General features: G+C 45.5%; 10 protein-coding genes. 1 reads left to right on the top strand and 9 read right to left on the bottom strand.

Annotated elements, in window-relative coordinates; translation table 11 throughout:
- Window positions 1–6: 6 nt before the first annotated feature.
- The 3 genes from ald to ACFQ4A_RS12025 form a co-directional block, all read right to left on the bottom strand.
- Complete coding sequence (ald, locus tag ACFQ4A_RS12035; RefSeq protein ID WP_382400932.1) at window positions 7–1,140, bottom strand: alanine dehydrogenase; 1,134 nt, start codon at window positions 1,138–1,140, stop codon at window positions 7–9.
- Window positions 1,141–1,392: 252 nt separating this feature from the next.
- Window positions 1,393–2,115: a GntR family transcriptional regulator gene (locus ACFQ4A_RS12030; protein WP_382400930.1), complete on the bottom strand. Its 723-nt coding sequence runs from the start codon at window positions 2,113–2,115 to the stop codon at window positions 1,393–1,395.
- A 138-nt stretch (window positions 2,116–2,253) separates the two neighbouring features.
- A complete protein-coding gene (locus tag ACFQ4A_RS12025; RefSeq protein ID WP_382400928.1) occupies window positions 2,254–5,682 on the bottom strand; it encodes a hypothetical protein in 3,429 nt (1,142 codons plus the stop codon).
- Window positions 5,683–7,259: 1,577 nt separating this feature from the next.
- On the opposite strand from ACFQ4A_RS12025, the gene ACFQ4A_RS12020 reads away from it, so the two are divergent.
- On the top strand, window positions 7,260–8,501 hold the full coding sequence (locus ACFQ4A_RS12020) for a SulP family inorganic anion transporter (RefSeq protein ID WP_382400926.1): 1,242 nt from the start codon (window positions 7,260–7,262) through the stop codon (window positions 8,499–8,501).
- A 91-nt stretch (window positions 8,502–8,592) separates the two neighbouring features.
- On the opposite strand, the gene ACFQ4A_RS12015 is transcribed toward ACFQ4A_RS12020, so the two are convergent.
- Genes ACFQ4A_RS12015 through ACFQ4A_RS11990 form a run of 6 tightly spaced genes read right to left on the bottom strand, consistent with a single transcriptional unit; the run spans window position 8,593 to window position 12,878 of the window.
- The gene (locus tag ACFQ4A_RS12015) at window positions 8,593–8,871 is read right to left on the bottom strand and encodes a PTS sugar transporter subunit IIB (protein WP_382400924.1); all 279 of its coding nucleotides are present in this window, start codon (window positions 8,869–8,871) and stop codon (window positions 8,593–8,595) included.
- The gene (locus ACFQ4A_RS12010) at window positions 8,868–10,202 is read right to left on the bottom strand and encodes a PTS galactitol transporter subunit IIC (RefSeq protein ID WP_382400922.1); all 1,335 of its coding nucleotides are present in this window, start codon (window positions 10,200–10,202) and stop codon (window positions 8,868–8,870) included. The genes ACFQ4A_RS12015 and ACFQ4A_RS12010 overlap by 4 nt, the downstream gene beginning before the upstream one ends.
- Before the next feature lie 55 nt (window positions 10,203–10,257).
- Window positions 10,258–11,271 carry a MoeB/ThiF family adenylyltransferase gene (locus tag ACFQ4A_RS12005; RefSeq protein ID WP_382400920.1) on the bottom strand — a complete coding sequence of 338 codons (1,014 nt, stop codon included), beginning with the start codon at window positions 11,269–11,271 and terminating at the stop codon, window positions 10,258–10,260.
- Window positions 11,271–12,035, bottom strand: a complete 765-nt coding sequence (locus ACFQ4A_RS12000) for a thiazole synthase (RefSeq protein ID WP_382400918.1) — start codon at window positions 12,033–12,035, stop codon at window positions 11,271–11,273. Before ACFQ4A_RS12000 ends, ACFQ4A_RS12005 begins: the two co-directional genes overlap by 1 nt.
- Window positions 12,036–12,239 (bottom strand): sulfur carrier protein ThiS, encoded by a 204-nt coding sequence (thiS, locus tag ACFQ4A_RS11995; protein ID WP_382400916.1) that lies wholly within the window; start codon window positions 12,237–12,239, stop codon window positions 12,036–12,038.
- 42 nt (window positions 12,240–12,281) lie between these two features.
- Window positions 12,282–12,878: a thiamine phosphate synthase gene (locus tag ACFQ4A_RS11990; protein ID WP_382400914.1), complete on the bottom strand. Its 597-nt coding sequence runs from the start codon at window positions 12,876–12,878 to the stop codon at window positions 12,282–12,284.

The raw sequence follows: 12,878 nt of genomic DNA, 5'->3' as shown, positions 1-12,878 counted from the left end.
GATGCATTAGTGAGAGACCGGCTTACCGCCCAAAACAGAATCAATGGGCCCATAGATCATGTTATGCGTTTCCGCTACCGCTTGGTTCGTGACAATTCCCTCATGTGTATTGACACCTTTAGCGAACGCTCTATTTGTTTTCACGGTCTCTTCCAATCCTTTATTCGCCAAAAAGACACCATATTGACTCGTGTTATTGGTCAGTGACATGGTTGATGTCCGGGCGACAGCGCCAGGTATATTGGCCACAGCATAATGCAGGACGCCGTGCTTTGTATAAGTCGGGTCGTCATGGGTTGTCATCCGGTCGATCGTTTCAATCGAACCGCCCTGATCAACGGCAACATCAATGATGACCGAGCCGGGCGACATCTCCTTCACCATTTCTTCAGACACCAGCTGCGGTGCTTTCGCTCCCGGAATGAGCACTGCACCAATCAACAAATCGGCCTGTTTGACTGCTTCCCTGATATTAAGGGGATTGGACATCAACGTGTTGACGTTGCCATCAAATAAGTCATCCAGTTCACGTAATCGCTTTGCACTAATATCGAGAATGGTTACGTTGGCACGGAAGCCGGTAGCCATTTTTGCTGCATTCGTACCAACTGCCCCACCGCCAACGATAACGACGTTGGCTGGTTTAACACCCGGCACCCCGCTAAGCAGAATACCTTTCCCGCCTCGTTTGTTTTCCAGAAATTGTGAGCCGATCTGGACTGACATGCGCCCTGCTATTTCGCTCATAGGCGCAAGTAAAGGAAGTGCGCCATTTTCTTCCTGAATGGTTTCATAGGCGATCGCTGTTACTTTTTTCGCTGCCAGCTGGCGGGTTAGTTCCGGTTCAGCCGCTAAGTGGAGGAAAGTAAACAAGATAAGACCTTCACGCAAAAACGGATATTCGTCTGGTTGTGGTTCCTTTACTTTCATAACCATTTCCGCAGCCCAAGCTTCCTTAGCCGTCTTAACAATTTTGGCCCCCGCTGCTTCATATTCCGCATCTAGGAAACCGCTTCCATTACCGGCCGACGTTTCGATCAATACATCATGACCGGCATTAACAAACGCGGTGACGCCGGATGGTGTTAACGCAACACGGTTTTCATTGTTTTTAATCTCCATGGGTACGCCTACTAGCATTCAAATTTCCTCCCATCCTTGTAAAGTCAATCTTTTAAAGGTAACGGATACATCATGACGTCCGTACCAGTTTTAGTTGATTTATATATAGTATATGGGAAACGGTGGGAGGAATTCAATATTTTTTGTTAATTCGATTATTTTAAATAATAATAACATTTATAAGGCTTTTTAATGAATACGGAGAAGCGGCGAAGGAAATAGCCAACCAGGCAGATTCAGGTAAGTAGGATGCCCGTAAAAATATGCATATTAACCAAACTTACGGGATAAATTAATTTGAAAATTATACATATCACTGCGATAGTAAGCTTTTTCAAATTCAACGGTGGTGCCTTCCCGGTCTTTAATGACGCGCTCAGCAATTAAAACATGTGACTGCGCCGGAACATTCAAATGGATGGCATCTTCTTCAGATATAATCCCACCGCCAATCGTTTGACGCGCTTCCGCAAACCAAATTCCAAGTTCATTTTGTTCGATTTCATAAAGGGTTGCATCATTCAAGTCATAACGGGAAAGAGCTTCCCCAATAGCGACAGGGTAATAATGACATTCTACCCCAATGGGAACATCATCAGCATAGCGAACCCGTTTAATAAAAAAAGCCTCATTAAAACCGGTTATTTCCCGAATATTAGCTGACGGGGTTAGTTTATAAAGGTTAATTAATTTCGCCCCTGGTTTCATTCCCATTTGCTTAATCATTTCTGTCGTACTAGTCAGGTTCCCCAGCCACTGGTTAATGGGCTTCAGGGAAACAAACGTCCCGCTGCCATGCCGTTTTTCCAGAATCCCTTCCCGGACTAGAAGATTAACCGCCTCGCGTACGGTACTCCGACTGACATGATAGTGTTCCATGATCTCCCGCTCACTCGGAATTTGCCCTGTCAGTTCCCCCTGTGAGATTTGTTTTTCAATGATTGTTTTTAGCTGTACATGTAGTGGTAATGAGCTTTCATAGTTTAGTTGCACGTATTCGTTTCCTTTCTCAATTTAGTGTATTTTTAGCATAGCAAAAAACCGGTGAAAGAGGAAGGTTAATCCCTCACAACTCAGAGCTAATATCAACAACTGACAAGGATCTTCCCCTTTTCCTTATGAGCACTCCACTCATTCCCACTGCTTCATCTTCTCTATCACCCTTCGATAAATCTTGGATGCCATGGTTGTTTTGCCATCTGCTGTTTTCTGCTTGTGCCATTCATTATAGCTTGCCACCGCAATTAAAATGGAACCGGCAATCAGGAGGTATGCCCACCATGGCAGGTTTCCCCAATAGGCCCGAGTTTGCAGGAAAATGTTCAACAGTAATACCCCTACACCGACAAAGAAGAATACCTTTCGCTGATAGGCCATCCCGCCAAGCATCGAAGCGAGGGAAAGCACGCCTATGATCAATGCATCATAAATCGTTGAGCTGGCCAGACCATCCTGGATAAGCAACAAGGAAACAATAACCAGAGTTGCCCACTGCACATTATTCACAATCTTTGTATACGCACCGTCTGTGATTTTTTTCAAAACAATCACGACAGCCACCCATGGCAACACGTACAATTCTCGTTCGATTAAATCCGGGATTTGGATATTGCCAAGTAACACATAATAAGGCTGCAGTAAAAAGACGCAGGCAACAAACATCACCCATTTTGCTGGAATAGATGGCATGCGTTTTCGCTGTCCGATCAAATAAAGTGAAATCAACAGTCCGGGCAGCAGTTTTGTCCATAGTGCTTCAGCTGTGACGGCATATAAATTGTACAACGCGATAAAAGCGATAATCGAATACCAATCAACGTTGAATGGTAGTTTCCGATCCTTTTGTTCCTGATAGATAGCCGGATAGATTAGCCAACCAGCCAGCACAAGAACCCCGGCAAACCCAACCAGTCGAAACAGCATGACGTATTCCGATGATAGAAGCGCATCATCATACAGCCATAAAGCACCATAGACAAGAATAAGCGGCACAACAGTAAATAGATCCCATTTTTCCCGGTGCATCATAAACAGCGTCAACACAGCATAAAGCAGCGTCACCACAAATAACGTTGCATCAAAATCCGGCACGAGTGTAAATAGAAAAATGCCGAATACAGAAAAAGGAATCACGTAAAATGCGGTTCGTTTGGTCCACTTGCCTTTACTGACATACCACCCAATGGCCATGATGATACTTGTTAGGAGTGTTGCATATTGAATGGGTTCGTTTAGATCCAGCAACACAAACCATTGAACAATTCCGATCCAAAACGCCGTAAAACCACCATATAAAAAGCTTGAAATCTGCCATTCTGCTCGAGCAAAGCGAAGGCTTATACCATAAACAGCAGCAGCTATCAAAAATGCCCAAACCGTTTTTTCCCCATAAAACAGTAAACTCGTAAGTAAAGCGAACGGCAAGAAAAGGTGTCCTATCCACCCAAAACTTTTCCTGAGATTGGCATCATGCTTTCCCGCCAAGACGCCAGCAAGTAGAAGCAGAACGGCACCCACCACAAATTGCAGTGACTGAAAAAGATCCGATTGAATAACCATTTCCGCGTGAAGCGCATAAAGGACGGTCATGTAAAACAATAAGGAAAGGCCACTGACAACATACGATACGACCGTCCAGCCTGTTTTCCGGTAAAGTAAATAGGCCAATGCTACACCACCCAGCATAATTACGGCACGGAGTACAGCATCAACGTCAAAGGTAAATGTCAACCACATGCCCAGCCCGTAAAAGCCATAAGCTATAAAAAAGGCATGTTCCGCAAAAGCCATTCGATTGATGTGTTTCCATCCGAAGCTTGCGAGCAGAATAACGAGACTCGCCAACACAAAGCTCTCCGCTTCCATTGGCCCAGCGTCATAATATAATGCATCGCCACCCATTGCCGCATAGAACATCATAACGGCAAAACCTAATGATACGGCATGAATCCATAAGGAACTTTTGACCAAAAAAGCCCTTTGTTCATACCGTTCCATGAGCAATGCGGTCATGCTGATGAGAAGCAGCATCGTTCCTGCCTGCCACCAGTTCAGCACTATAAAATCCGCCAAAACTGCAAGGAGCATGACAACGCCGCCAACATCCCGGGAACTTTCCTTCATCTTCTGGAAAAAGGCCATTTGCATCAAACAGCCAAAAACAATATACAGGAATAGCCCCATTCCAAACAGCGGCAGCATTAATTTGTCATAACCAAACCATTCCCGGCCAAACAAAACAACCTCATATAAAGCGGTCAGCAAAAAGACAGGACTCAAATAAGCAAACAATAACCGTTTTGTCATGTTGGCAAGGAACGCAAAATTTAATGCGATTAACACATATGCCAGCAGCAAGACAAACGAGGGCTCATTCATTCTCATGATGATCCCCTCAAAGCTGATATACAAAAAAGCACAAGCCGACACAACGGCACTTGTGTAACGAAAGATTTGTTTTAATGCATGGTCATCTTCCATAAATCTTGGAATCGTCAAAAACACAAACCCTAACAAAGCATAAACAATAGCATTGGCCTCCTGTACAACCGAAAACTCGATCAGCTGGTAGGCACCATAAATAAGCATCAAACTAAAAACAAAACTATATTCCTTATGTCTCGTTACATAGATCATCGCAAAATAAAGCACCGCCGTAAGCAGCACGTTAAAGCCATACAACATTTCATGATTATAAAAAGTAAGCATCAGCAATGTCGAGAGAACGAGATTGCATTGAATATAGAGAACAAATTCCTTCGTAAACAACTGGATACGCTGGTTATCCTTCAACCGAGTGTAAATGAATACAAGTAAGGCATTAAACAACATGATACCAAGGTAAAATCCATCCACCGGTAAATATAACGCTGCTAGTAAAAAGCCTGCCAAGATCGTTATCGTAACATATGAAAACCAGACAAACAGCCGGGATGATTGCTTTACAGCAAGCTGAAGGTAGATTGGTAGCATAATAGCACTGCCGGCAGCCCCAAATAAATAACACCCTTCACCGGTAAATGAAAAATAAGAACCGAGCAACTCAAAATAGCCGACGGATAGAATGGCTATCGGTAAAAACAAGGCGCCAAGCACATAAAATGCAAATGCCGTTTTTTCGATTTTCAAAACACGCATCGTAACGAAGGCAAGCCCAAAAAATAATACGGAGACAAGCGTAATTAAACCCGATTTCATCCAATTGGCTAACGTTTCCCATGTGCTCGTAGCGAGAACCAGACCGCCAATCAGCAACATAACGACCCCAAGATTTAGTGACCAGGTAATATTGCGCTCGCGCACTTCCTGCGGGGATAATCGCTTCTTTTCTTTTACAGGTTCTGTCTTTGGTAATTCATGTGACGAATCTTCAACCGGGATCTCCATATCCTGCCTTGCCTTTTCCGCATCTGCTTCCTGTTGTTCCAGATCTACATAATACTGATCATGTGCCGCCACAACCTGTCTGTGTATGTCAGATGATATGTATTGTGCATCTTCAAGCTGCTCCAGCTCTTCCCTGACGATTCGCTGTCTTGACCTGATTTGAAAATCATCCATAAATCCCCCTCCTTTCTGCAGACCGGTTCCGCCCCTTTTAAACTTGTAAGATTTGAAGCGTGCGTTTTAATGGGAGTAAAACGCATTTTCAATTCTATCACACCGTTTGTCGTACTTGAATCACCTGTTCCAATACTTTGATATCTCTGATTTCCTACAGTTCTGGCTGTCCGGTATTAATTTTTCTCGATCGACGTATGTAAATCACTCTCGGGAGCTGCCGAAAAGTCCGATAGAACGCTTCTATACGCCCTAAAAGCTCTTGATAACAGCCGGAACGTCACTTAGGACGCTTCTAAATGCCCGAATAACTCTTAAAAGCGGCTGAAACGTCGTATAGACCACTTCTATACGACCAAACTGCTCTCGAAAACGGCCGGAACGTCACTTAGGACGCTTCTAAATGCCCGAATAACTCTTAAAAGCGGCTGAAACGTCGTATAGACCACTTCTATACGACCAAACTGCTCTCGAAAACGGCCGGAACGTCACTTAGGACGCTTCTAAATGCCTGAACAACTCTCGAAAACGGCCGGAACGTCATATAGAACGCTTCTAAAGGCCCGAATTACTCTCCAAAACGGCTAAAACGTCGCATAGACCACTTCTATACGACTGAACTCCTCTTAAAAACGGCCGGAACGTCACTTAGAACGCTTCTAAAGGCCCGAATAACTCTTAAAAGCGGCTGAAACGTCGTATAGACCACTTCTATACGACCGAACTGCTCCCGAAAACAGCCGGAACGTCACTTAGAACGCTTCTAAAGGCCTGAACAACTCTCGAAAACGGCTGAAACGTCGCATAGACCACTTCTATATGACCGAACTACTCTTAAAAACAGCCGGAACGTCACTTAGGACGCTTCTAAATGCCCGAACTACTCTCGAAAACGGCCGGAACGTCATATAGAACGCTTCTAAAGGCCCGAATGACTCTCCAAAACGGCTAAAACGTCGCATAGACCACTTCTATACGACCGAACTACTCTCCAAAACAGCCGAAACGTCACTTAGAACGCTTCTAAAGGCCTGAACAACTCTCGAAAACGGCTAAAACGTCGCATAGACCACTTCTATACGACCGAACTACTCTTGAAAACAGCCGGAACGTCACTTAAAACGCTTCTAAAGGCCTGAACAACTCTCGAAAACGGCCGGAACGTCACTTAGAACGCTTCTAAAGGCCTGAACAACTCTCGAAAACGGCTGAAACGTCGCATAGACCACTTCTATACGACCGAACTACTCTCGAAAACAGCCGGAACGTCGCTTAGAACGCTTCTTCTCGGATGTCGACGAAAGGTCCAATAAAGGAAGAGTCAACTTCCTCACGTGCGGCGCTCACGGCTTTCACAACGCTTCATAAATATTGAAGAAACCTACAGAAAGACTTTTCCCTAAAGAAGTACTGCCAAATGAATGGCCAGTAGTTGGATATGCTCAGACAGTTGCATGACGGGATAAACTGTTTACCATAAAGTAGATTCCGCGTGCGTTTTTCCATGCCAGCACGAATAATCATGATGTTTCGTTAATAATGTACAAGTATAGCCTTCATTTCAGGGGAGATATTGAATGATACGGAAGTTATTACCTGGATTAAAGAAACTTGTGCCATATGATATCTCCCATTTACCAGGCGATATCACAGCTGGTGTGATTGTTACTTTTCTCTTGCTCCCTCAAAGCATCGCTTATGCAACCATTGCAGGGGCCCCTATTACGATGGGATTGCTTGCAGGAACGTTTCCATTAATTATCTATGCACTATTTGGAAGCTCCAACTATTTATCTGTCGGACCTGTTTCGATGGCATCCCTGTTGGCGTTTGCTGGTATATCCCGTTTGACGGACGTCGATTCGGAACAATTTTTGGAACTGATGATCCTGCTCTCCCTATTGGTGGGAATCGTTCAACTCATGATGGGGATTTTAAAATTTGGTTCTATCGTCAAGCATATTTCTCAAGCCGTCATTGGCGGTTTTACCTCCGCATTGGCTATCATCATCATTTTAAATCAAATCGGTGCCATCATGGGCGTAACATTGCCTGAGTATCAAAATATCGGTGCCTCCTTCCTGGCAATCATCGAACACATTCCTAAGGCAAACGTTCTAACGGTCCTGCTGGGTTGTGTTAGTTTTATCTTTTTAATTCAATTAAAAAGGAAATTCCCAATATCGCCCGGTCCATTCATTGTCATTTTTGTATCCATCGTCGCAGTGGATTATTTTGACTTGGACACAATGGGTGTGGAAATTGTTGGTGCCATTCCTAAAACATTTTCGGATGTATCGATGGTCATGCCAACAATAGACATGCTTATCTCTCTCATGCCGATTGCGTGTATCATTGCGATCTTATCATTCTTTGAATCATTTTCTATAGCCAAAACCTTGGCAGACAAGGAAAAAGGAGCGATTTATCCGAATCAGGAATTCGTCAGTTTGGGATTTGCCAATATGACCAGTTCGTTTGTGGGAAGCATTCCGGTTGCCGGCTCTATTTCACGAACGGCTGTTAATTATGAATCCGGTGCCAGAACAAACCTGTCCCTTTTCACAACCGCGGTTTTAATGGTGGTTGCTATATTATACATGACGCCTTCATTTTACTATCTACCCAAAACAGTCCTTGCAGCCATTATCATCTATGCTGTTATGAAACTGATCAACGTCAGGCAATTAAAGGGGTATATCAGACATTCGCTTTGGGATGCGGTTATTTTTTTAACAACATTCCTGGCTACATTAATGGTTAATATGTTTATTGGGTTGGTTATTGGGATGATTCTTTCTTTCGGAATGAATCGATAGATGAAGCGGAAGTTGCGTTAAATGACCGGTTGCTTCATAAAAACGTTGGTATTTTTCAATTCGCTGCAGGGATTCATCCATCTCTCGCTTCTCACAAACACCCCTCCACCCGCTCAAAAACATCATCCGCTCCAATGCCTGTCAGTAACGGCACGCCATCAATAACATTTTTCTTGATATGATCCGGAACGATCGTGGTCGCGATAATCACATCATAAGCATCCCAGCCATGATTGGCGTCACTAACCTTTCCCTGATGGAGTTCCACTTCATCCAGGAGCTTCTTTTCCATGAGCCAGCTTTTTAGTTTCTCAATGACGACGGTTGATGTCGCCACACCTGTCCCGCAAATAATGAGCATTTTTTTCATGATGGGGGTCCCCCTCTGTTTTTGAATTTATTGATAAACACTAAGCCACCGAAAGCCAGCAGCCCAATGAATCCAATTCCGTACCAGTGCAATAGTTTTCCGAGCCCTGCAAACAATCCTGTCGTCCAAACGGCACCATCGACCAGTGCGGAAATGCTTGTATAATCGTCCATATCGAAATCAGCCGCCATAGCCATCTCGGTAAATAATGGGGTGATCCAAGTTGCGATATATAAACCGATGCCGATGTATACCGTTGCCGCTATGAGCGTTCTGAGAATATTCCCTCTAAATACTGGCACCATTAAGCAGACGAGGAATGGGAGTGTCGCCAAATCGCCGAATGGCAACACCGTATTGCCTGGCAGCACGACCGCTAACAAGAGCGTGATCGGGACCATGAGCAAAGAAGCCGATAAAACAGCCGGATGTCCAACAGATAAAGCGCTGTCCATGCCAATATATAAATCCCGGTCCGGAAATCGTTTCTTAATTATGTTGCTGCCAGCTTCGGAAATGGGATTTAGACCTTCCATTAATAGCGCCACCATTTTCGGCATCAGCACTAAAACAGCGCCCGTTTTGATGGCCAGCTGCAATGTATCCGTCACATTGTAACCAGCCAAAACGCCGATAATCAGGCCAAGCAATGTGCCAATGACCATCGAATCGCCTAAAAAGCCAAACCGCTTTTGAATGGCTTCCGGGCTGGCCTCGATCCTGTTTAACCCCGGAACACGTTCAAACACAGCATCAAGGGGTTTTGCAAGAAAGTACGATGGCGCGGACGCCGCGTGCGGGAATGTGATCTGTTTATAACCAAAGTAATTCGCAATATCAGGCGCCAGCAAATCGGCCAGCAGGAAAATAACGAGCACATGAACCGCTATGGTAAACAGCCCCAAAGCAAAATCATTCGTCATGGCATAAACGAGAGAGCCGGTGAACGCTACATGCCAGTAGTTCCACACATCGACATTCAATGTTTTCGTCAATCCAAACAGCAGCAGGACAAAATTGATACCGAGTGCGATTGGAATCGCCAGGCTGCCCAATGCAGTTCCATATGAAATCGCCGCTGCGGCCGACCAGCCGACATCAATCGTGTTTAAATCAAAATCAAAGCGGGCGACCATCGATTCAGCTGCCGGCCCTAAACTTGACGTCAATAATTCAATGATCAGGTTCAATCCGACAAATCCGATCCCAACTGTCAGCCCTGCGTAAAAGGCATTTTTTAGCTTTGTCCCTAAAATAAGCGCAAATACGAATATAATCATTGGGAGCATGACATTTGCTCCCAAATCGACAAACCATTGTAAGACTTGCAAAGACTCACCCCTCTGTCAGCACAATCTGCTTTCAACCCCATCAGGTGACATAACGTCAGCCAAAAAACTTGTGATAAAGCGACTTGGCTTCTGTCGCATCATTTGTCCCGTGGATAAGCACACGGCCATCTTTAAACATGACCATGCGATTGTGATTGGCTTTAAATTGAAGCAGAAATGAATTTTGCTCCACTTTTCCCAGTTTCGACAAATTCGCTGCCACCCTCTCCAGGTCTCGTGTTTCCTTCGATGCCGGCCGGATTTGCACCGTATTACGCCCGCAAAGCACTTCGGTTTTCGTCTGGGATTGGCTCAAGAATGGGTGAATCGGCTCCTTCCCGCAGGACGGGCAATCTACCTTTTGTAATTTATCCACGTTGACGGTGGACTGTTCATTTTCCCAGACATCGAATGAAATTAGCTCGCGCCGCAAGCTGGCCCAGTTTTCCGTCAAAATTTTGAGTGCTTCAGCTGTCTGGTGCCCAACCACGATCTGCACGACCGGGCTGATCACGCCGCCTGTATCGCAGGTCAATCCGCCGATCGGGATACCTTCCATTAAACAATGTAAGCACGGCGAGGTGCCTGGCACGATCGTATAACTGATCCCATAACTGGCAACAATCGACCCATAAATCCACGGAATCCCATATTTTTGTGCCGCATCATTGATGATCATGCGAATCTCAAAATTGTCGGTAGCATCCATAATCAGATCAACACCCGATACGAATTGTTCCATCTCAGCCGGGGTGACATCGGCAATATGCGCCTCAATCGTCACGTCACGATTGATCGCTTCCAATCGTTCCCTGGCCGAAACAGCTTTCGGAATGTGATTTTCAGCATCCTTTTCCGTAAATAATTGTTGACGCTGCAGGTTGCTCCATTCGACATAATCCCGATCCACAATCGTGATTTTGCCGACACCGGAACGGACTAAAATTTCCGCATTGCCCGTTCCAAGTGCGCCGGCCCCTATTACCAGGACATGCTTATTTTGAAGCAACGTCTGTCCTTCTTCCCCAATACCGGGAAATAATACTTGGCGGGAGTACCGTTCAAACATTAGACACTAATTCCTTCCATGGGACTGCTTGCGGTAGCATAGCGTTTTTTCGGAATCCGTCCTGCTTCATAGCCTAATCGGCCGGCTTCTGTCGCCAGCTTCATCGCTTCAGCCATTTTAACGGGATCCGAAGCTGCTGAGACGGCTGTATTCAAGAGAACGCCATCACCCCCCAGCTCCATCGCTGTCACGACATCTTTCGGCGAACCGATCCCGGCATCGACAATGACAGGCACCGTTAATTGTTCGATAATTAAGCTTAAATTAAGCGCATTAACAATCCCCCGGCCGGAACCAATCGGCGAAGCCCCGGGCATAACAGCATGAGCACCCGCTTCTTCAAGCCGCTGCGCCAGCACAACATCATCCGACGTGTACGGTAAAACCGTATAACCCTCTTTCACCAGTTCCTCAGTTGCGTTTAACGTTTCGATGGGGTCAGGCAGCAGTGTTTTGTCGTCGCCTATCACCTCCACTTTGATCATGTCACACAGCCCTGAGGCATTTGCCAGTTTTGCGGTGCGCACCGCTTCTTCAGCTGTTTTAGCACCTGCTGTATTCGGCAGGAGACTATATTTTTCCACATCAAGCTTTTCCAGAAAATTCGGCTGGGACGGTTCAAAAATATTCATCCGCCGCACTGAAAACGTCAGGACATCGGTTTCTGAGACATCCACCGCTTGTTTTTGCATATCAAAATTGGGATATTTACCTGTTCCGAGAAATAATCGAGAATTAAATGATTTGTCACCAATTGTTAACATTCAACCGCCTCCTACAAATTGGACTAATTCAATTTTGTCACCATCTGCCACTTTCTGCGCCGTGTGCGTCTCTTTATCCAGTATGTCGCCATTGTGCTCGACAATGACTACCGGATTGTTAATGTTAAAATGCTGTTTCACATCCGCGATTGTCTTCACCGTATCAGGCATTTCGGCCATGTTGCCATTGACAATGAGTTGCATAAGTTCACCCCCTTTGAAACATGAGTCCACTGCGACAGTCCGTTAACGAATATCATAACGTCGTACAGCTACCAGCGGATCGTCCGCCAACAAAATACCCGACAGGACCGCAACACCGGCAGCACCGGACGCCATAACATCGCGCGCATTTTCCGGGGTAATGCCGCCAATCGCCATGACCGGGATCGATGTGCTTTGGACCACTTCCCGCAGCCCCACCAGTCCTCTCGATTCCACACCAGGTTTTGAACCACTTTCAAAGATGTGACCGTAAAACAGATAATCTGCTCCATCCGCCTCCGCAGCTGTGGCTTCATCGATCGAATGAACTGAACAACCGATGCGCAAACCGCTATACAGATGCCGGGCTTTGGCAACACCAATGCTCCGGTGTGTCAACTGCACACCCGCGACCGCCTTCTTGTAGGCTGTTTCAGCATTTGTATTCACAACGATTTTCCCTTGCGGCACTTCCGCTGCTATGAAGCTATCAATGGTCTCCTCCAATTGACTGACCGTCCACGTCTTTTCACGCAGATGGATATAATCAATATATGGATGAATCTGCTTAACGATCGAAATCAATTCCTCGGGCGACTGTTTTCCAGTTGAAATAACATGAAGCTCCTGAATACGCAT

Origin of the sequence: Lentibacillus salinarum (genome assembly GCF_042679865.1) — a bacterium.
Classification (GTDB): domain Bacteria; phylum Bacillota; class Bacilli; order Bacillales; family Amphibacillaceae; genus Lentibacillus; species Lentibacillus salinarum.
The sequence above is the reverse complement of the archived record's forward strand: the minus strand, read 5'-3'. Positions and strand labels throughout refer to the sequence as shown.